This window comes from Corynebacterium sp. UMB9976, assembly GCF_030212265.1.
Lineage (GTDB): Bacteria > Actinomycetota > Actinomycetes > Mycobacteriales > Mycobacteriaceae > Corynebacterium.
This window is the reverse complement of the sequence record NZ_JASODY010000015.1, coordinates 13,096-32,306: the sequence shown is the minus strand read 5'-3', so window position 1 is coordinate 32,306 and position 19,211 is coordinate 13,096. Positions and strand designations below refer to the sequence as shown.

Sequence of the window (19,211 nt, the reverse complement as noted above, 5' to 3'; positions counted from 1 at the left end):
TGTCCACAGGCTGCTCGCGGGTCTGTCGGTGCCCCGTGCCCCCGTGTGAGAGTGAAGCCATGAATGCATGGGGGAGCAAGCTACTTCGATCAGACCGAGCGCGGCACTCTGGGGCGCTGCGGGACATGCTGCGCACGCCGGTGATCGTGGACGTGGCCGACCACGATAGCGCTGACGCGGTGGCCATGGCTGTTGCGGCGACCGGGCGGGAGCAGCTGCGCCAGGACGAGGCGGAGTCGAAGTTTCCGAATGGTCACCACCGCAGGTTGCGGCGCGTCGACGACGCCCTCCTTGCGAGCCTGAGCGAGCCCGTCACCGCTGGTGGGGCGCTGGAACTCGCCGAAGAACTGGGGGCGATCGACAAGCCGCGCATCCACGTCCACGGCGTGCAGGGTGGCGCGGGAACCAGTAGCCTCGCGGTGCACCTCGCGCTGGCCCTGGCGCACTGCCTTTTTCAGGACGCCACCCCGGTGAGCCTCGTGGACGCCGATCCGGATTCGGTGGGGCTCGACCTGCTGTGTGGCTGGGAAGGTGTGCCGGGGCGGCGCGTGGGTGAGCGAGGCATCGGTGGTCACGAGGGCGAGGACATTCCGGTGGAGGGCTGGCCGGTCGCGCCGGGCGGGACGGGGCTGAGGTTCCGCTCCCGGCGGCTCGATGCTGTGGGTGGTCGTCCAGAACCCAACGCCGACCTCGTGGTGGATTACCCCGCTCCGGGAATCGCGGACTATCCCCGAGCGGGGGTCGTGGTGGTGGACCGCGGGCGGGTGGACCCGATGGCTGATGTTAGGGGTGTGGCACCTGCAGGGCAGGCCGAAGCGCACAGCGCGGCTACTGATGCCCCGTGCCCGGCTGCCCGGGCCGCTGACCTCGTGGTCTGCGTGACCCGCCCGACCGTCGCGGGGGTGCATGCGCTGGGCCGCTGCCTGGCGGAACTGGACGCAGTGGATGTGCCGGCGGTGGGCGTCCTACGGGAGGAAGCAGGGCTGGAGACCCCGATCGCGCTGCGGCAGATGCTGGGCAGGCTACCGGTTGAGCTATGGCCGTGGGACGGGACGATCGCCGCGGAACCGCTGGACGGGTGTTCAGGCGAGGCGAGAGTCAATGACCTGCAGTTCGGCCTACGCATCCTGGGGCATCTGCCGGGAGCGAGCGAGTGGGGGAGGGCTCGTGATGTGGATTGCTGATGGTCTCAACAAACTGCGCCTGATCCCGGGCGGGGCCGAAGCAGGTGCAGCCGGGGAGCAGGGCGCTGACACAGCGGTGGCCGTCGATAATTCCCTGCTGGATAAGGTGCGTCACCAGCTCGCAGTACAGGGTGCCAGGCAGGCCAGCGAGGCCGAGATCCTGAGCGCGATGGAGGCGGTGACCGGGGCGACGTCGTACGACAATATCCCGGATACCGTGCGGCAACTGCGGGATATCCAGCGGGAGCTGTCCGGCCTGGGCGTGCTCACCGAGGTGCTTGCGGAGCCAGGCGTGACCGACGTGGTGGTCAATCCCGACGGTGCGGTGTGGGCGGATAGGGGCAACGGTGTTGAGCGCACCCCGGTGAGCCTTGAGCAACCCGAGGTGCGGGAGCTCGCGGTTCGCCTCGCCGCGGTCTGTGGGGTGCGGCTGGACGACGCGCGGCCCTTCGCCGACGGCATCATCGACGACCTGCCGCCCGGGATTCCCGCCGCGGCCCTGCGGGTGCATGCGATGCTCTCGCCACCGGCGCGGGGTGGGGCGTGCGTGAGCCTGCGGACGCTGACGAGGGGGCGGCTGGGGCTGGAGGATCTCTGCGAGGCGGGGATGATGCCGGCCGAGGTGTGCGGCGTGCTGCGCAGGATCGTGCTCGCGCGCAAGAATCTGCTGGTCACGGGTGGTACCGGCACGGGGAAGACGACCCTGCTCGCTGCCCTGCTGGGGGAGGTTCCTGAACACGAGCGCATCGTGTTGGTGGAGGACACCCCGGAGCTCATGCCGACCCATCCGCACGTCGTGGCCCTGGCCGCGCGCGAGGGGAACGCTGATGGGGCTGGCGAGATCGGGATGCAGCTGCTGCTGCGGCAGTGCCTGCGCATGAGGCCGGACCGGATCGTCGTGGGCGAGGTCCGTGGCTCCGAGGTCGCGGACTTATTGGTTGCACTGAATACGGGGCACGCCGGGTCGGCCGGCACGATGCACGCCAACTCGGTGGCCGCGGTGCCGGGGCGGTTGGCCGCGCTTGGGGCGATGGCGGGGATGAGTCCGGAGGCGCTGCAGGCACAGGCGGCCGATGGGATCGACGTGGTCGTTCATCTGGAACGCGCTGGTGGGCGGCGGCGTGTGGCCACGATCGCGGTCACGGAAAGAGCAACGGAGGAGATGAAGGACGGTCTAGCGGCGGGAACGTCGGGAACAGCGTCGGCGGGAACCAAGGCCCGTGGGCTGCGGCTCCGACCAGTGTGGGACGGGCGTCCCCTCGACGGTTGGGAGGGGCTGCCATGACCTTGTTGATCGTGTTGACGCTGACCGCCGTGGCCTCAATGGGGGCGTTCACCGGCTATCGGGTGGGCGTACGGATCCGCGACGGGCGGGTCCAGCGCCGGCAGTTGGAGCTGTTCCGGGATCTCGCGGACAGCTGCGCTCGGGAGGTTGCCGCCGGGGCTCGGGTGGCGGACGCGGTGGAGTCCGCGGCGGTGGACTGCGAGGACGAAGAAGCCGAAGCGGAGGGAAAGGTCGGAGATGCCGGCGGGCGGCTCGGCGGGCAGCTGGCGCTCATCGCCGCACAGGTGCGCCTGGGTGCAAGCCCCGCGGCGGCGCTGCTGGATCAGGGAGCGACTAGCCGCGAGGGTGGCGAACCTCGGGCAAGAACGGGGAATAGCCCTGCTGAGCTGGTGGCCCAGGACGTTGAGGAGTTCTGCGAGCTCTGGGAACTCGCCGAACGCACGGGCATGAGTTTCGCACCACTGGCGGACAGCATCGTCGCGGACTTGGAGGCGCACTCCGCTCAGCAGGAGAAAACCGCAGCGGCGATGGCCGGAGCCCGGCTCACGGAAGTGTTGCTGCTCGCAATGCCCGTGGGGGCGGTGGGCATCGGCCAGAGCATGGGCCTGGATCCCGGTGGCACGCTCTTCGGCAGCGTGATCGGGCTAGGGCTCCTGCTCGTCGGGGCGATGCTCGCTTGCGCCGGTGTGCTGTGGACCGAGGCGCTGACCGCCAAGGTGCTGGGTGGGGTGGGTCGGCGCGCCGGGCCCACCGGTCAGGCCCTGGCTGTCGCCCGGCACCTGGACGTCTTTGCGCTGGCCCTGGCTGCAGGGCTACCGGTGGCCAAGGCATGGGGCGTGGCGGTCGGACCCGGGGAGGGGCCCGCCCACGACGTCGAGCCGCTGCTCCTGCTGGGGGCAGGCCCCGCGGCCTGGGAGCCACTGAGAGGCCACGAGCATTACGGGCCCGTGGCACGCCAGGCGGTTCAGCAAACCAGGGCCGGGACCAGGCTGGCTGAAGGCGCGAAGGCCCAGGCTCGGCGCATCCGCCAGCACAGCCTGAACCAGGTCGAGGCGGGTGCGGAGCGCGTGCTCATCGCTGTCGCCGCGCCGCTGACCCTGTGTTTCCTGCCGGCATTCGTGCTCATTGGCTTGGTGCCACTGGTCATCGGGCTGGCGGGGATCTAAGGCCGGCGGGGGCGACGTCGAAAAAGAACAAGGAGGGGGATCGCAGCGAGGGGAAAGCAAGACCACGAGAGAAAACGGCGTACGTAAAACGCGACACAAGACCGCTAAAGAAAAGACACCGAAAGGGAGAGAACAATGACCATGAACACCAAGAACACTGCCACTCAAACAACGGAGATCGCGATGGCGGATACGTCCGGCGGGCTGAGCTTGTTTCAGCGCGCTGAGTTGTGGATTCGGGGTGCGGCGAGGGCGCAGTACGAGGACGAGTCTGGGATGAGCACGATTGAATATGCGCTCGGCTGCGTGGCGGCCGCGGCACTCGGAGCGCTGCTGTACACGGTGGTGACGTCGGATGCAGTGGAGAGTGCGCTCAGCGGCATCTTCGAGCGTGCCCTGAGCGAAGGAAATTAGATGAACACGGTGGAAGGGGCGTCCGTGCTGACCGCCATCGCCGTGACCGTCGGCCTGCTGGTCGCGGGGCTCAGCACGCTGGCGACCAGTATGGCGGCGCATTCGAGCGCCCGGGATGTCGCGCGCATGGCGGCCCTCGGGGTGGACGATGGCGAGCTCACCGGCCGCGAGGGGGAAGCGGTGGAGATCACGCGCTCGCCCGTGGGGGATACACCGTGGTCCATGGTGACGGTGCGGCTGACGAAGCAGGCCCCGCTGTTCGACGTCACCGTGGAGGAATCGATCCTGGAGGAGCCCAATGCCGACGGCAGCGGGAGTTAGCTCCATCCTGGGGCTCATCGCCCTGTGCGGGGTGATCGTGCTGGGGTTCGGGCAGGTGGACGCGCACCAGCGGGCGGTGGTGGCCGCCGACTTGGTGGCGCTGTCTGCTGCGCAGGCGCACGTGGCTGGGGACGCGGATGCCTGCAGGATCGCTGAGCTCCTCGCGCGGGCCAACGCCGCGGAGCTGGTGGGCTGCCAGGTGGGTCCGGAGGGGCCGGACACGGTGGGCGTGGAGGTTGCGGTGAAGGGGCGGCACGCCTCGGCGGTGGCGGGCCCGATGTGATCCGTGGGACCCTACGGGCTAGGACTTCGCGGGGGTGCCCGACGGATCCGCGGAACCGAGCGAGCCGACGGGCCCCGGAGCGGCGTCGTCGTCGAAGATGGACTTCAGGAAGGGGGTGGAGTGAACCTGGGAGGCTGGCACCGTGCCTCCGTGGTCGGTCGGGTACCAGCGGACCTCCACGCGCGCGTTGCGGGGGCTGCCGGTGAACTGCTTGAGCCACATCTCCGTGTTCAGGGAGAGGCCGATGGGGGTGGGGACGTCCATGTCCGCCAGGCCGTGGCCGAGGAAGACCGGCCGGTCGTAACCGGTGGTCGGGGTCGCCATGTACGTCCGCAGCGCCTCCGGCAGACCGGGGACGTCCCGCAGCGGCTTCTTGAACGCGCGGGCGAGGTTGGTGCCGCGGACGGCATCCGCGGTTTGGGGGAGGCAGCTCTTCAGGGAGGCATCGACCATCTTGCGGCCCTCCTCGGTGAGTGCGGAGTCCACGTCGATATCGGGGTTGGCCTCGCGGAATCCGGCGAGGATGTACAGCGCGTAGCTGTTCAGGCCAGCTGGCAGCGGGATAGCCGGGAAGGTGGGACCGCCCGCGAGCACGATCTCCTCGATATAAGCGGGCGCGCCGGTGGCGACGGTGCCCCGGAAGTCCAGGCCTGCTGGCTGGGAGCGGGACGTCGCACCGTGTGCCACGTTCAGTGCCGCGCCGCCGCCCTGGGACTGGCCGATGACGGCCCACTTCTTGGAGAGCACGGGCTGATCCTTGCTCTCTGCGGGGAGTGCTGCCGAAAGATCGGCCTTGTGGGCGGCGATCACGGAGTCCACGACGGAATCCGCGGTGGCCTGGGAGTTGAGGTAGCTCATGAGTCCCGGAGTGCCGAGTCCTGCGTAGTCCGTGGCGACGATGGCATAGCCCTGGGAAAGCCAGTGATTGAGGTACGCGCTATCGCGCTCGCCGCGGTCGTTGATGCTGGGTGCGCAGGCATCATCCATGCCCACCGTGCCGTGCGCCCAGGCGAGCACCGGCCAGCCACCCTCCGGCGGGGTGCCTTTGGGGAGGAAGATCGCGCCCGTGGATGCGACGACCTTTCCGTGCTGGTCAGTGGTGGAGTGCGCGACGCGGTACTGGGCGCCCGCGTTGGTCAGACGCAGGGACTCGTCGAGCGGGACCTGGGCGATGTGCTCGCCCGGGGCTGCCGGGACCGAGTTCCACGTCAGGCCGGAATCCGCCGTGGGCTTGGTGTACGGGGCTGGGTCGCGCATCGGATCGCCGAGGCTGACCAGCGGTCGCGGGGTGGTGTCCGCGATGGAGCCGAAGACCTGAGAGGAGCCCGCGTTGGGATTCCCGGCCCCGCCAGTGGAGAAGCCAGGGGCAGCGGAGGCGGCCCCGCTCCCCGCGGCAAGAACCCCGAATGCCAGGGTTGCGGCGCTCAGCGCGGCGGTGGTTCGGCGGGGGCGAGTGCTCAGTGAGCGAGAAAAAGCGGGCATCGGCGTTCCTTCCAGATCATTAGCTTCGGGCGCAAAAGTAAATATTTCTCACCACAGTAGCTGCCCTGGCGTGCCCGCCTCGCGCGTTTCACCGAAAGAGCTGCGTTGCCCGGCGGCCCCGCGCTGTGTCCTTGCGTTGCGCGCTCACGGGACCCGGCCCCGCGGGCTTCACGGGTTCCTCGCGGTGCCCTGCAGCTTCTCCCCTACGGGAACCGCACGGCGTCCCCCCCTGGCTTCCCCGCAGCCTCCCTCAGGGTGTTTTGCAGAGTTTGATGCCGGAAATCAGGTGAAAAGCGGCATCAAACTCTGCAAAACGCATCCGATGGAGCGCGGGGCGGGGCTCGTGACGCTCGGCGCGCCGCTAGCGCTGGGCCGGGCGGGGGTTGGCTGGGCTGGTTGGCGCTGAGGCCGCTACCGTCGGGCCGCTAGCCCTGCGCCGCTACCGCCGGACCGCTAACGTTAGGCCGCTACCGCCGGACCGCTACCGTTAGGCCGCTTAGTCCTGTGCCGTCGCGGCGGCGAGGAAACGCAGCAACTCCAGCGCGCCCGTCTTGAACAGCGGGTCATTGCCATTCCCGCACTTCGGGGACTGCACGCACGACGGACACCCCGCCTCGCACTCGCACGCCCCCACGGCCTCCGCGGTTGCGGCCATCCACCGGCCAAAATCCGCGAAGCCCTTCTCCGCGAACCCAGCCCCGCCGGTATAGCCGTCGTACACGAACACCGTGGGCAACCCCGTATCCGGGTGCTGCACGATCGAGACTCCACCGATATCCCACCGGTCGCACGTCGCGATCAGTGGCAGCAGCCCGATCGCCGCGTGCTCCGCTGCATGCAAGGTCCCTGGCCATGTCGGCTCCGGAAGCCCCAGGTCAAGCAGAATATCGGGCGCGATCGTGTACGCCACCGCCCGGGTGCGCAGCCGCTCCGGCGGGTAATCCAGCGGCACGTTATCGATGATCTCCCCACCCGGCAGCCGCTTGGTAAACCCGGTCACCGTGTGCGAAACCTCCACATTCAGGTCCGCCAGCCACACACCGTCCGCCAGCTGGCGGGTACCCCGGGTGCGCAGAATCTGGATATCCGTATCCCGCTTCACCCGCGTGCTGTACTCCGGGCTCGCCTGGTGCAGCCACGCCACACCCGCGGAAAGATCTAGGTCATCCACCAGGTAGGTCTCGCCCTGGTGCACATACACCGCGCCGGGGTGCACGTCCGACACTGCGCGGGCCTCATCCACCGTGCCGAGCATGCGCCCCGACTCCGACTCCACGATCGCCACCTGGCCCGCCGCCCCGCCGCGGATCGCCACCTGCCCGTGGATCTGCTCTGCTGCCTGCAGGTCCGCGAACACCCCGTGCGGCCGCCGCCGCAGCACCCCACGCGAGATCAGGTGCTCAGCCACCGCCTCGCCCTGCCAGGCCGCGATCTCCGCATCGCTCAGCGCGCGCTCCGCAGCCGCGCACACCAGGTGATCAGCCAAAACATAAGGATTGTGCGGGTCGAAGACCGTGTTTTCCACCTCCCGGTCCAGCAGGTCCGACGGGTGGTGGATGAGGTAGGTATCCATCGGATCATCCGCGCCCACCAGCACGACCAGCGCCCCCTGCCCTCGCCGTCCCGCGCGCCCGGCCTGCTGCCGGAAGCTCGCGATGGTGCCGGGGAATCCAGCGGCGACGACGGCGTCCAGCCCGCCCACGTCGATTCCGAGCTCCAGTGCGTTGGTTGCGGCCACCCCCAGCAGCTCGCCTTCGTCCAGGGCCTTTTCCAGGTAGCGGCGGTCTTCTGGGGTGTATCCGGCCCGGTAGGCAGCCACGCGCGCGGCATCCTCCGCCCGGCCCATCCCGCCGAGCTCCTCTGCGGCCGCCAGGGCCACGATCTCCGCCCCGCGACGGGAGCGGACGAAGCTCAAGGTTCGCGCGCCTGCGGCGATGACCCGGGCCATGACCTCCGCAGCTTCCGAGTTAGCGCTGCGCCGCACCGGCGCGCCGTGCTCGCCCTCCACGCCTTCCAGGAATCCGGGTTCCCACAACGCGATCGTGCGCTCACCCGCCGGCGAGCCGTCCTCTGTCACCGCCACGACTTCGGCCCGCCCGGTCAGCCGACGCGCATGAGCCGCGGGATCCACACTGGTCGCGGAGGCCATGATGACGGTGGGGCCTGACGTCCTCGATTCCGAGCCGGCGACTGAAGATGGGCCTGCCACCGACGACGGACCAGCCAGCCCCGAACCGGAAGAACCAGCCCCCGGGGCGAGCCGCAGCAGCCGCCGCAGCACCATCGCCACGTGTGCACCGAAGACCCCGCGGTAGACGTGGCACTCGTCAACCACCAGGTAGCGCAGGGTTTTCAGCAGCCGTGTCCACCGCTTCGGATTGCCGAGGATCGAGGCGTGCAGCATATCCGGATTCGTCACGATGATCCGCGCCTGCTCCCGGATCGCGCGCCGGGCCTCGGGCGGGGTGTCGCCGTCGTAGGTGGCGACCATGACGTCCGCGAGCTCTGGGGTCGCCGCGCACAGTCGGGCCAGGGCCTGCATCTGGTCCTGCGCCAGCGCCTTCGTCGGGGCCAGGTACAGTGCCGTGGCGGTCGGATCCTCGGCCAGCGCGGTGAGGATCGGCAGCTGGTAGCCCAGCGATTTACCGGAAGCGGTTCCGGTCGCGACGATGACGTCCCTGCCCTCCCACGCGTGCTGTGCCGTTTCGGCCTGGTGGGACCACGGTTGTACGACGCCACCTCGGCGCAGCGTCTCCCTGAGCGAGGGGAGCGACCATTCGGGCCAGTCCGCGGGGGTGGACAGGCGCGCCGGGACGTGGCGGACGTGCGTGACGGTGGAGTCCGGCATGGCCGCGCGCAAGTCCTCGATGAGTTCGGCGCCGAGGGAATTGGGCGCACTGCCGGGATTGGGTGGATGGGGCGCACTGCCTGCGCCGTGGGAATCAGGCGCACCGCCTGCGCCGGAGGAGGGGGTGGAGGACTGCTCAGCCATGATGAGGGCAGTCTAGCCCGAGCACCAGACACACCGCGGGGTGGATTGACGAGGTGGCCTGATGGGGCGGTGCCTCGCGACTGGGTGGTGCGGCTTGGGGCGGTTGCGTTGGCTGCCCGGAAGCGAGCCGGAAGCAGTCTCGGGGCGCTGCATTAAGCGTTCGACCGATTGTTCATCTAAAACCCCTATCGGTGGCGAAAGAAACATGGCACACTGGTGGACGGTCCCAATCCCATGCGCGGTGTCAACCGTTGATGTGGCGGTGAAGGCCCTGCTCCGCTGAAAGTTGGCGGGGCTGGTACGCCAAGAAAGTTAGGTTGTTTGAAAATGGCGCAGGGAACTGTGAAGTGGTTTAACGCGGAGAAGGGCTATGGATTCATCGCCCCAGAAGATGGCTCCGCGGACCTTTTCGTCCACTACTCCGAGATCCAGAGCAGCGGCTTCCGCACTCTGGAGGAGGATCAGAAGGTCGAATTCGAGGTCGGCGAAGGCGCGAAGGGCCCGCAGGCTCAGAACGTCCAGCCGCTGTAAGCAGCGAGTATGAGCTGCAGCCGACTGCCGACTAGGCAGTAGGCACAGCGAAGAGCAAACGCCCCGGGGCGGTGGTTTCCACCGTCCCCTTTTGCTTTTCTTCACCCCCGTGTCTGCACCACCCGCTAACCTCAGTCCCCAACGGCAGCAAGAACCTATTTCGGGCTTCTCGCACCATCCGGTGGGGTTGCAGCAGGGGTGGGGAGCTGCCTCAAAGGTGGGGATAACACACCGCCCGATTTCCACTAAGCAGGTATCACTTGCCTATTGTGGCAATCTAAGGAGCAAATCCATGCGGAGGTCACGTGAAGCGTTTAGTCATTGTCGAGTCTGCAACTAAGGCCAAGAAGATCGCCCCAATGCTGGGGCCCGATTACATCGTCGAGGCTTCAGTTGGGCATATTCGTGACCTCCCACGCGGTGCCGCGGACGTTCCGGCGAAGTATAAGAAGGAGCCGTGGGCGCGCCTCGGCGTGAACGTGGATAAGGGCTTCGAGGCCCTCTATGTGGTCTCCCCGGATAAGAAGAAGCGCGTCGCCGATCTGCGCGCCAAGCTCAAGCAGGTCGACGAGCTGCTGCTCGCAACAGACCCCGACCGCGAGGGCGAGGCCATCGCCTGGCACCTGCTGGAGGTTCTGAAGCCCAAGGTCCCGGTCCGCCGCATGGTTTTCCACGAGATCACCAAGTCCGCGATCCTCGAGGCCGTGGAAAACACCCGCGAGCTGGACTACAACCTCGTGGATGCCCAGGAGTCCCGCCGTGTGCTCGACCGCCTTTATGGCTACGAGGTCTCCCCGGTGCTGTGGAAGAAGGTCATGCCACGCCTGTCCGCAGGGCGTGTGCAGTCCGTCGCCACCCGCGTGATCGTCGAGCGCGAGCGCGAGCGCATGGCCTTCCGCGCCGCCGACTACTGGGACCTGACCGCCGAGCTCTCGATCGACCCCGCCGCCCGGTTGGACGGTGATCCGGCATCCTTCCAGGCCAAGCTCGCCACCGTGGGCGGCCAGCGCATCGCGCAGGGCCGCGACTTTAAGGACGACGCCACCCTCAAGGCCAGCAAGTCCGGCACCCCGCTGGTCCTGGACGAACAGCGTGCGAAGCAGCTGGCGTCCGGAATTAAGGGCGAGGAACTGCACGTCGCGAACGTGGAGGAAAAGCCCTACACCCGCCGCCCGTACCCGCCGTTCATGACCTCCACGCTGCAGCAGGAGGCCGGCCGGAAGCTGCGCTTCACCTCCGAGCGCACGATGCGCATCGCGCAGCGCCTGTACGAAAACGGCTACATCACCTATATGCGTACGGACTCCACGACGCTGTCCACCGCCGGCATCAACGCCGCCCGCGCGCAGGCAGCCCAGCTGTACGGCCAGCAGTTCGTCGCGGACGGCCCGCGCCAGTACAACCGCAAGGTGAAGAACTCCCAGGAGGCCCACGAGGCGATCCGCCCAGCTGGCGAGCGCTTCCAGACCCCTGGCCAGCTCGCGCAGAAGCTGGATGCCGAGGAATTCAAGCTCTACGAGCTGATCTGGCAGCGCACCGTCGCCTCCCAGATGGCCGACGCCCGCGGTACCTCCATGAAGGTCACCATCGCGGGCACGTCCGGCGAGCCGGAGGCGGGCACCGAGGTGGAGTTCACCGCCACCGGCCGCACCGTCACCTTCCCGGGCTTCCTGAAGGCCTACGTTGAGGTCTCCCGCACCGCGGAAGGTAAGGACGTCGCCGATAACGCGGAGAAGCGCCTCCCACAGGTCACCGAGGGCGTGTTCCTCACCGCAGAGGGCGTCACCGCGGACGGTCACACGACGACCCCGCCGGCCCGTTATACCGAGGCCAGCCTCGTGCGGAAGATGGAGGAGCTCGGCATCGGGCGCCCATCGACCTACGCGTCGATCATCCGCACCATCCAGGATCGTGGTTACGTCCTGCCCCGTGGCAATGCGCTGGTCCCCAGCTGGGTGGCCTTCGCGGTCGTTGGCCTGCTGGAGCAGAACTTCGGCGCGCTGGTGGACTATGACTTCACCTCCGCGATGGAGGACCAGCTCGACGCCATCGCCGAGGGCAACGAGGACCGCACGAAGTGGCTGGAGGGCTTCTACTTCGGCGGTGGCACCAGCTCCCAGAACTACGGCCTGAAGAATGTGGTCGCCCAGAACCTGGAGAGCATCGACGCCCGCCGCGTGAACTCCCTCCACCTCTTCGACGACGCCAACGGCGTGCCGATCGTCGTCCGCGTTGGTCGTTACGGTCCGTACCTCGAGCGCATGGTGAAGAACGATAAGGGCGAGGAGGAAGCGCAGCGCGCCAACCTGCCGGAGTCCATGACCCCGGACGAGCTGACCCTGGAGGTCGCCGAGAAGCTCTTCGCCACCCCGCAGTCCGGCCGCGAGCTGGGCCGCAACCCGGAGAACGGGCGCATGATCGTGGCCCGCGAGGGTCGCTTCGGCCCGTACGTCACCGAGGTGCTGGGCGAGGACGAGGAAGCCGAGGTCACCGCGAAGGCGGAGAAGGTCTTCCTCGCCGAGCGCGATGAGGAGGACGCTGAGCGCGCGAAGGAGGGCAAGAAGCCCCTGTCGCGTGAGACCAAGACCTTCGCGAATAAGAAGGCCAAGCGGATCAAGGAGATCCTCGACGAGACGCTGAAGCCGAAGACGGCCTCGCTGTTCGCCAGCATGGAGCCGGCTACCGTCACCCTGGAGGATGCGCTGAAGCTGATGAGCCTGCCGCGCGAGGTGGGCGTGGACCCCGCCGACGGGGAGGTCATCACCGCGCAGAACGGTCGCTATGGCCCGTACCTGAAGAAGGGCTCGGACTCGCGCTCCCTGGGCAGCGAGGAGGAGCTGTTCACCATCACGCTCGACGAGGCGCGTCGCATCTACGCGGAGCCGAAGCGTCGCGGCCGCGCTGCCGCGAAGCCGCCGTTGAAGCGTCTGGGGGACAACGACGTCTCCGGCAAGCCGATGTCCGTCAAGGAGGGGCGATTCGGGCCTTATGTCACCGACGGCACGACCAATGCGTCGCTGCGCCGCGGGGACACCCCGGAGACCCTGACGGATGCCCGGGCCAACGAGCTGCTTTCGGAGCGCCGGGCGAAGGACGCCGAGAAGGCTGCCGCCGGACCGGCGAAGTCCACCCGCAAGAGCACGAAGAAGACTGCGAAGAAGGCGGCCAAGAAGGCCACGAAGCGCAGCACCAAGAAGACCGCGAAGAAGGCGGCCAAGAAGGCTTAGGCCTCAAGCGGTGCTAGGGCACCTAAGTCTAGGGCTTAAGTAGTGCTAGGCCCGGGTGGTAGCTCCCAGTAGGAGCCGCCACCCGGGCTTTCTGCTGTGCGCTGTGTCTGCTGGCTCCGGCATGAACTTCTCACTTAACTTCGTACTCATCTTCGTACAGTGAGAAGTAAGTACGAAGATGGGTGAGAAGATGCCCTGAGTGGCAGTCAAGAAGACCTAAAACCGCCGCCGAGCGGCCGGCCCGCTGGCTAGTGGCGGTCCGCGAGAGTGGCGCGCACCGGGCGGGCCAGCTGCGTCATCTGGCGGCGGCCGCGCAGCTCCACAGACTTCAGCATCGTCCAGCGACGCTGCTCGGCCTCATTAGCCAGCCGCACCGTCGCCGCACTCGTCAGCACTCGACCCGGGGTGTCCTTCGCTAGGTCGGTCAGCCGGGACGCCTGGTTCACAGCGTCGCCAATCACGGTGTACTCGAATCGATCCTTCGCGCCGATGTGACCGGCGACGACCGAACCTGCAGCCACGCCAACGCCCGCCTCGAACTCCAGATCCGTGAGCTTGGAGTGCATCTCCCGGGCGGCAGCCAGCGCGTGGCCAGCGGCGTCCTCAAGGGGCAGCGGGGCACCGAAAACGGCGAGTGCGGCGTCGCCCTGGAACTTATTGATGATGCCCTTGTGCTCGTGGACGACCTCCACGACGCGGTCGAAGAACTCGTTGAGCGCGGAGACGACGTGCTCCGGGGAACGCTGCGTGGCGAAGCCAGTGGAGCCGATGACGTCCACGAACAGCACCGCGACGTCGCGGGACTCGCCGCCCAGCTCCGGGTCCTCCTCCAGCGCGCGGCGGGCGACCTCCGTGCCGACGTAGCGGCCGAAGAGGTCCGAGACCTGCTGGCGCTCCTGCAGGCCGCGCATCATCTCGTTGAACCCGGCCTGCACCACGCCAATCTCGGAGGAGTCGTAGATACGCACCGTGGTTTCCAGGTTCCCGCGGCGCACCTGGTTGATGGCGAACTGCAGCTCGCGCACCGGGTCCACCACGCTCATCGCGCTCAAGCGCGCACCCAGGAAACCGGTGACCAGGGCGGTGACTGCCAGGGCCACGAGCGCCGGGATCAGGTCCTCCATTGAGCCGTCGAAGAAGCTCCGGGCCTGCGCGAAAATCAGCAGCAGGATGCCCAGCACCGGCACCGCGTTGGTCAGCACCCAGGTGGCCATGAGGCGGGTGGACATCGGCGAAAGGTCGGACTGCTCCAGGGAACCCTGCTCGAGGGCGCGGGCGGCGACGGGACGAACCAGCCGTTCGGCCTCCATGTACGTCATCAACGTCACCATCAACCCGCCCAACACGGCGGTCACGGCAACGGTGATCGCCCACCGCGAGGAGTACTGCGCGGCCACGATGGTGAAGATCGCCACGCCGATGGCCCACAGCACCGCGCCCGTCACGGACTGCAGGAAGGGGATGCGAAGCACCAGATGCCGGATCATGTTGGGGTCATAGGCATCGGGGTTGCGTTGCCAGCGCAGCACGGGGGCGAAGAAGATCAGCGTGAACACCACGCCAGCCACGATCGCGAAGATGAAATAACTCAAATACGCAATCGAGGTGACGGTGTTTGGGCTGGTCAGCTCGCGCGCACCGCGCAGCGGGATGAGGAAGCGCAGGAAGGTCGCGACGGCGATCGCGCCGACCACGTTCGTCATCAGAATCATCGCGGCATACAAGGGCCAGTAGGTGCCCCAGACCCATTTCAAGTAGCGCGCGAATTGTTGCATGGCTATTACATTATCGAACCCGTCTACAGCGGGGGCTAGACTGTGCTTCGTGAACGTGGATAGCTCTGGATTCGACCCCCTGGCCGGCGGTGGCGTGTGGCGCAAGATCACCGCCCAGCCGGTTCGGGAGCTGCTCGCGGGCGCGGTAGCGAACCCGCAGGCGATGACGCACTCCTGGCTATTCACCGGCCCGCCCGGTTCGGGTCGTTCAATCGCGGCCAAAGCCTTCGCCACGGGGTTGGTGTGCCCGAATGGGGGCTGCGGGGAGTGCGAACAGTGCCAGTCCGCGGCCGCCGGCACGCACCCGGACATCGTGTGGATCGCGACGACCGGCTCCGTCATCCCCGTCGAGGACGTCCGGGAGGTCATCAGTTCCGCCGCGTCGATGCCCACAGTCTCCCGGTGGCGGGTCGTCGTGGTCGAGGACGCCGATCGCCTCAACGAGGCCGGTTCGAATGCGCTGCTGAAGTCCGTGGAGGAGCCACCCGCGCACACCGTGTTTGTGCTCTGCGCCCCGTCCACCGACCCGCTGGACATCTCGATCACGCTGCGTTCCCGCTGCCGCCACGTCTACATTCCGACCCCGTCGCCGCAGCAGGTGGAGGATGTTCTTCTTCAGGACGCCTCCCTGGGCATTACGCAGGAGCAGGCGCGATGGGCCGCTGGGGTTTCCGGTGGACACATTGGCCGAGCCCGGCACCTGGCGCGTGACGAGGCAGCCCGGACGAAGCGGGCGACGGCGCTGAAGCTGCCGCAGATGGTCTACGAGGGCGCGCGCCTGTTCAGCTTCACCTCCCAGCTGGTGGCGAAGGCGACCGAGGAGGTCGCCGCCCAGGTGGAGGCGGTCGAGGCGAAGGAACGCGAGGCGCTGGAGGAGTCCCTGGGCGTGGGGGCGAAGGGCCGTGGTGCTGCGAAAGCACAGCGTGGTTCGGCGGGGCAGATGAAGGAGCTGGAGCGGGAGCAGAAGAACCGCCGCACCCGGATGGTGCGCGACGCCCTGGATCTGGCCTTGATCGACGTTGTGGGTTTGTACCGCGACGCGATGCTGCAGGCAGCAGGTGCGGTGGAACCGGTGGGTGCTTCGGCTGATGCCGCCGAGGGGGCCGCAGGTGGCACCGACGTCATCGCGGCCGCGGCCCATGGTCTGCAGCCCGTGGGTGGGTTCCAACACCCGGATATGCGCGCTACCTCGGGGGAGCTCGCGCGTCGGAACTCCCCGGAAGCGCTGGTCCGCTGTATCGACGCGGTGTCGACCTGCCGGGAGACCCTGGGGATGAATGTGAAACCGGAGGTTGCGCTCGACGCGCTGGGCGGTGCGCTGCGGGAAGCGTGCCGGGTGAGCTAGCTCGCTCGGTTTTGTGTCTTCGCGCTGCTGTCCGCTACGATGATCCTCCGTAAGAATGCTTGAGCTTTAGGCTCTGGGTTTTTGCGCGCCGCCTTAGCTCAGTCGGCAGAGCGTTTCACTCGTAATGAAAAGGTCGCGAGTTCGATTCTCGCAGGCGGCTCACCTAAAAACGGTCACTACCAGCGCAAGCGGTAGTGGCCGTTTCGCATTTCACCACTACACTATGCCCATGACGTCCATCTGGCCCAGCGCGCTGCCGCCCGCCAGCCCGGTGTGGTTCCCCTCGGTCATGGGTACGGCCATCCTGTCCTCCCTGCTCGGTCGCCAGGTCCCGGAGCATGGCTGGCTGCTGTACCCGGCAACGGCGCTGATGTTCCTCGCATTCGTCCTGCTCATCGGCCTGGGTGCCGGCTTCGCGGTCAACGCCCGCCGCAACCCCGGGATGTTCGCGAACACCTGGCGGGACATGTCAATCCTCCCGACCTGGGGCACCGTCTCCATGGGTATGACCGCGACGGGCTCGGCGATCCACAACGTCGGCCCGCTGCTGCCCTTCGGGACTGCGGCTGCTCCCCGCGCCGGGTTGACGGACTCCGCCCCCGCCGACTGGGTTATCGCCGTGGCCGCCACACTCTGGCTGATCGGCACCCTCATCGGCCTGTTCACCACCTTCCGGGTCGCACTGCGGCTCATGGAGAAGGGGGCCAACCACCCCGTCCCGGCTTGGGGGCTGGCGGTCGTCCCGCCGATGGTCTCCGCCACGACGGGCGCGAGCCTTGTCGACGACGTCGCTTCCGAGCAGCTCACGGTGGTCCTGGTGCTGGCGGTGACCGCGTTCTTCTTTCTGGCGCTGTTCTTCGCCGCTTTGTTGTTCACGCTGGCCTATCGCAGCCACTTCTTCTATCACCCGCTGCCGGTGGACGCCTCCATCTCCACCTGGATTCCGCTGGGCGTGGTCGGCCAGTCTATCGCCGCAGCCCAGTCCATTGCCGCTCAGGCGGAGTTCGTGATGCTGCCTTCGGCGACCCCTGCGGTCACCTGGCTCGCCCACGCCTATGGCTGGGTGGCGCTGGTCATCGGCATTCCCGTGGTGGTTTTCGCGGTGATCCGCACGATCTACGGTTTCCGGGAGCGCATGAACTTCACCCCGGGCTGGTGGGCCTTGACCTTCCCGATCGGCACCGTGGCGCTGGGCGCGGCCATGATGGCGGAGACCATGTCCGGTCCGTGGCAGGTGATCCCGCAGGTGGTGGGCACCGGCAGCCTCGTTGCGTTGTGCTGCACCTGGACCTTCTGCGCGGTCGCGACCCTCACGGCCATTCTGAAGGCGCGCGCTACAGGCTAGCCGGGGCGAGTTTGCCGTACAGCGCGGCCAGCTTCTCGACGTCGCCGCCCGGAACCTTGTCCAGGTCGGAGTGCGCGGCCGTGGCCCCCACACGCAGCACCTCGTGGGCGACCAGCTGTGCGGCGGCGTGGTGATCCCACTGTTCCCGCCGCCACTCATAGGACTCGTTGGCGCACGCATTCGTCACCGCACGCGACTCGTTGAGCTCGTAGCGCAGCTCGCGGCGATCCAGGATCGCGTCGTCGATCGGGCTGGTCCGTAGGCTGGCGATCATCTTTTTTATCGACGTCAGCAGGTACGCGTAGTTGAGCTCGGCGGTCTTCTGGAGGTTATTGGGGCGGAAGAGCCAGATGGCCAGGACGGAGAGCAGGGAGGCGATCACCAGCTCCGCACCGCGGTCCATCGCCGTCTGGCCGATGGGGGCACTGCCCAGGCCAGCCATCATGAGCCCCAGCGGGGCGGTGAAGACCATCGCCAGCCCGTAGTTCGCGGCGATGAAAAGCTCCGTGCAGGCCATGGCCACCGCCAGGCCGATGAGGTCCATCAGGATGCCCGGGTGCAGCTGATAGAAAGCCAGGTACAGCAGGATGCCGATGACGGAGCCCGCGATGCGGTGGATGCAACGCACTGTGCCCGCCATGCGGTAGGGGCCCTGGCCGAGCAGCAGCATCACGGAGGTGATCGCCCAGTCCGGCCGACCCAGACCTAGCACCGTGGAGAGGATGGACACGCCCAGGCCCGCGAGCGCGACGCGCTGGGCGGTGACCATCGGGTGGGAGTCGCGGTGCCACTGCCGCTTCAGCTTGGCCCACGCGCCGGGGGAGGCGAGCGGGATGGTGCGCCGGTCGGAGGGGGAGTGGCGCTGCGCCTGGGCGTCCGGGTCGGCGGTGGCCCAGCGGTGTTGTGCGCTGAGCATGCGGTGCACGAGCTCCTCGCTCTTGGTGCCCCGAGCTTCAGGGGTGATCGCTCCGCCGTGAATGGCACCCGCGTGGGCCAGCATCGACCAGGCGCGGTGGATCGCGCCGGCGGCGGTGAGCTTGAGCGATTCGTATTCGGCTGGCGCTTCCTTGGTTCGGGCCTCCAGGTAGTCGGCGACGGCAGCCTCGGCGTCCTCCACCGCCTTGCGTTCCGGGCCGTGCTTATCGACCAGCCAGCCGGACATGCTGATGATGAACCCGGAGACCGCGCCGATGATCGACCAGATCAGGGTGGCGGAGAGGGAGATGGAAATCTTGTTGACCATCAGCCCGCCGGTGACGAAGAGCATCAGATACGGCCCCGGCGGGGTGAGCCGTAGACACATCGTCACGTAGACGCAGACCACGCAGACGGCGAGGAAGAGCATCAGCGGCAGGTAGGCGATGAGCGCGCCGCGCGGGTTGGCGATGACCCCTCCGATCCCCTCGGAGAAATCCATCTGGCCGTGGGAGTGGCTCCAGATGCCGAGCAGCCGGAAGCCCAAGGTCAGGCTGGTGAAAAGCAGCCCATAGCGCAGCAGGGACTTCCAGCGCTCGCGGTAGGGCTTGTTCTCACCGTTGATGAGGAGCACAGCACCCGCGGAGACGAGCAGTAGCTCGGAACCGAAACCCAAAAGATAACCGATGATGCCCGGGATCAGGATCGCCAGCGCCGCGCGGGTGGCGCGGGGAATGTGGTGGCGGAAGGAGTTGAAAGTCAGCAGCATCGCCCGCATCGAGGGCGGGGAGGGGGCGTCGGGGAGGGCGCGGACGCCGAAGGAATCAGCATCCGTGCCGAAGATACGGTCGACTGAACTTTTGCCCGCTGCTGGCGGGTCCTGCCTATTCTGATCTCCCGAAACTGTCACTCAGCCGAGTCTAGCGCGCGGGTTGTGCGCGAAGTC

The 19,211-nt window shown here is 67.8% G+C and carries 14 protein-coding genes and 1 tRNA gene; 11 read left to right on the top strand and 4 right to left on the bottom strand.

The features are described 5' to 3' along the window. Window positions 1–125 precede the first annotated feature (125 nt). The 6 genes from QP140_RS07585 to QP140_RS07560 all read left to right on the top strand — a co-directional run bounded on the left by QP140_RS07585 (window position 126) and on the right by QP140_RS07560 (window position 4,653). Window positions 126–1,184: a hypothetical protein gene (locus QP140_RS07585; RefSeq protein WP_284758957.1), complete on the top strand. Its 1,059-nt coding sequence runs from the start codon at window positions 126–128 to the stop codon at window positions 1,182–1,184. Beyond that, window positions 1,171–2,469, top strand: a complete 1,299-nt coding sequence (locus tag QP140_RS07580; RefSeq protein WP_284758975.1) for a TadA family conjugal transfer-associated ATPase — start codon at window positions 1,171–1,173, stop codon at window positions 2,467–2,469. The genes QP140_RS07585 and QP140_RS07580 overlap by 14 nt, the downstream gene beginning before the upstream one ends. Continuing rightward, entirely contained in the window at window positions 2,466–3,635 is a 1,170-nt protein-coding gene (locus QP140_RS07575; RefSeq protein WP_284758955.1) for a type II secretion system F family protein, read from the top strand. The genes QP140_RS07580 and QP140_RS07575 overlap by 4 nt, the downstream gene beginning before the upstream one ends. A gap of 183 nt (window positions 3,636–3,818) precedes the next feature. After that, window positions 3,819–4,049 carry a DUF4244 domain-containing protein gene (locus QP140_RS07570; RefSeq protein ID WP_256374177.1) on the top strand — a complete coding sequence of 77 codons (231 nt, stop codon included), beginning with the start codon at window positions 3,819–3,821 and terminating at the stop codon, window positions 4,047–4,049. Beyond that, window positions 4,050–4,370: a hypothetical protein gene (locus QP140_RS07565; RefSeq protein ID WP_070760426.1), complete on the top strand. Its 321-nt coding sequence runs from the start codon at window positions 4,050–4,052 to the stop codon at window positions 4,368–4,370. It abuts the gene before it with no gap. Continuing rightward, window positions 4,348–4,653, top strand: a complete 306-nt coding sequence (locus tag QP140_RS07560) for an Rv3654c family TadE-like protein (protein ID WP_284758954.1) — start codon at window positions 4,348–4,350, stop codon at window positions 4,651–4,653. The genes QP140_RS07565 and QP140_RS07560 overlap by 23 nt, the downstream gene beginning before the upstream one ends. Before the next feature lie 18 nt (window positions 4,654–4,671). Here the strand turns inward: QP140_RS07560 and QP140_RS07555 are convergent, their stop codons facing one another. After that, window positions 4,672–6,135, bottom strand: a complete 1,464-nt coding sequence (locus QP140_RS07555) for a lipase family protein (protein ID WP_284758953.1) — start codon at window positions 6,133–6,135, stop codon at window positions 4,672–4,674. A gap of 496 nt (window positions 6,136–6,631) precedes the next feature. Continuing rightward, complete coding sequence (locus QP140_RS07550; RefSeq protein WP_284758951.1) at window positions 6,632–9,127, bottom strand: DEAD/DEAH box helicase; 2,496 nt, start codon at window positions 9,125–9,127, stop codon at window positions 6,632–6,634. Window positions 9,128–9,454: 327 nt separating this feature from the next. Here QP140_RS07550 and QP140_RS07545 point away from each other — a divergent pair, with 327 nt between their 5' ends. Together QP140_RS07545 and topA are read left to right on the top strand one after the other, a co-directional pair. Beyond that, window positions 9,455–9,658 (top strand): cold-shock protein, encoded by a 204-nt coding sequence (locus QP140_RS07545; RefSeq protein WP_012361084.1) that lies wholly within the window; start codon window positions 9,455–9,457, stop codon window positions 9,656–9,658. A 305-nt stretch (window positions 9,659–9,963) separates the two neighbouring features. Next, the gene (gene topA, locus QP140_RS07540) at window positions 9,964–12,885 is read left to right on the top strand and encodes a type I DNA topoisomerase (protein WP_284758950.1); all 2,922 of its coding nucleotides are present in this window, start codon (window positions 9,964–9,966) and stop codon (window positions 12,883–12,885) included. Window positions 12,886–13,133: 248 nt separating this feature from the next. On the opposite strand, the gene QP140_RS07535 is transcribed toward topA, so the two are convergent. Further along, window positions 13,134–14,660, bottom strand: a complete 1,527-nt coding sequence (locus tag QP140_RS07535) for an adenylate/guanylate cyclase domain-containing protein (RefSeq protein WP_284758949.1) — start codon at window positions 14,658–14,660, stop codon at window positions 13,134–13,136. On the opposite strand from QP140_RS07535, the gene QP140_RS07530 reads away from it, so the two are divergent. The 3 genes from QP140_RS07530 to QP140_RS07520 all read left to right on the top strand — a co-directional run bounded on the left by QP140_RS07530 (window position 14,659) and on the right by QP140_RS07520 (window position 17,350). Beyond that, window positions 14,659–16,005 carry a DNA polymerase III subunit delta' gene (locus QP140_RS07530; protein ID WP_284758948.1) on the top strand — a complete coding sequence of 449 codons (1,347 nt, stop codon included), beginning with the start codon at window positions 14,659–14,661 and terminating at the stop codon, window positions 16,003–16,005. The two genes, QP140_RS07535 and QP140_RS07530, sit on opposite strands and share 2 nt — an antisense overlap. Before the next feature lie 87 nt (window positions 16,006–16,092). After that, a tRNA-Thr gene (locus QP140_RS07525) sits at window positions 16,093–16,165 on the top strand. Between the two features lie 69 nt (window positions 16,166–16,234). Beyond that, window positions 16,235–17,350 carry a C4-dicarboxylate ABC transporter gene (locus QP140_RS07520; protein ID WP_284758946.1) on the top strand — a complete coding sequence of 372 codons (1,116 nt, stop codon included), beginning with the start codon at window positions 16,235–16,237 and terminating at the stop codon, window positions 17,348–17,350. Here the strand turns inward: QP140_RS07520 and QP140_RS07515 are convergent. Continuing rightward, window positions 17,340–19,175: an FUSC family protein gene (locus QP140_RS07515; RefSeq protein WP_284758944.1), complete on the bottom strand. Its 1,836-nt coding sequence runs from the start codon at window positions 19,173–19,175 to the stop codon at window positions 17,340–17,342. The genes QP140_RS07520 and QP140_RS07515 overlap by 11 nt on opposite strands. Window positions 19,176–19,211: the final 36 nt, after the last annotated feature.

What these genes read in the sequence shown, in the direction of transcription:
- QP140_RS07585 (WP_284758957.1), top strand. Translation starts at nt 126, where the DNA reads ATGCTGCGCACGCCGGTGATCGTGGACGTGGCCGACCACGATAGCGCT.
- QP140_RS07580 (WP_284758975.1), top strand. Translation starts at nt 1,171, where the DNA reads ATGTGGATTGCTGATGGTCTCAACAAACTGCGCCTGATCCCGGGCGGG.
- QP140_RS07575 (WP_284758955.1), top strand. Translation starts at nt 2,466, where the DNA reads ATGACCTTGTTGATCGTGTTGACGCTGACCGCCGTGGCCTCAATGGGG.
- QP140_RS07570 (WP_256374177.1), top strand. Translation starts at nt 3,819, where the DNA reads ATGGCGGATACGTCCGGCGGGCTGAGCTTGTTTCAGCGCGCTGAGTTG.
- QP140_RS07565 (WP_070760426.1), top strand. Translation starts at nt 4,050, where the DNA reads ATGAACACGGTGGAAGGGGCGTCCGTGCTGACCGCCATCGCCGTGACC.
- QP140_RS07560 (WP_284758954.1), top strand. Translation starts at nt 4,348, where the DNA reads ATGCCGACGGCAGCGGGAGTTAGCTCCATCCTGGGGCTCATCGCCCTG.
- QP140_RS07555 (WP_284758953.1), bottom strand. Translation starts at nt 6,135, where the DNA reads ATGCCCGCTTTTTCTCGCTCACTGAGCACTCGCCCCCGCCGAACCACC.
- QP140_RS07550 (WP_284758951.1), bottom strand. Translation starts at nt 9,127, where the DNA reads ATGGCTGAGCAGTCCTCCACCCCCTCCTCCGGCGCAGGCGGTGCGCCT.
- QP140_RS07545 (WP_012361084.1), top strand. Translation starts at nt 9,455, where the DNA reads ATGGCGCAGGGAACTGTGAAGTGGTTTAACGCGGAGAAGGGCTATGGA.
- QP140_RS07530 (WP_284758948.1), top strand. Translation starts at nt 14,659, where the DNA reads ATGGCTATTACATTATCGAACCCGTCTACAGCGGGGGCTAGACTGTGC.
- QP140_RS07535 (WP_284758949.1), bottom strand. Translation starts at nt 14,660, where the DNA reads ATGCAACAATTCGCGCGCTACTTGAAATGGGTCTGGGGCACCTACTGG.
- QP140_RS07520 (WP_284758946.1), top strand. Translation starts at nt 16,235, where the DNA reads ATGACGTCCATCTGGCCCAGCGCGCTGCCGCCCGCCAGCCCGGTGTGG.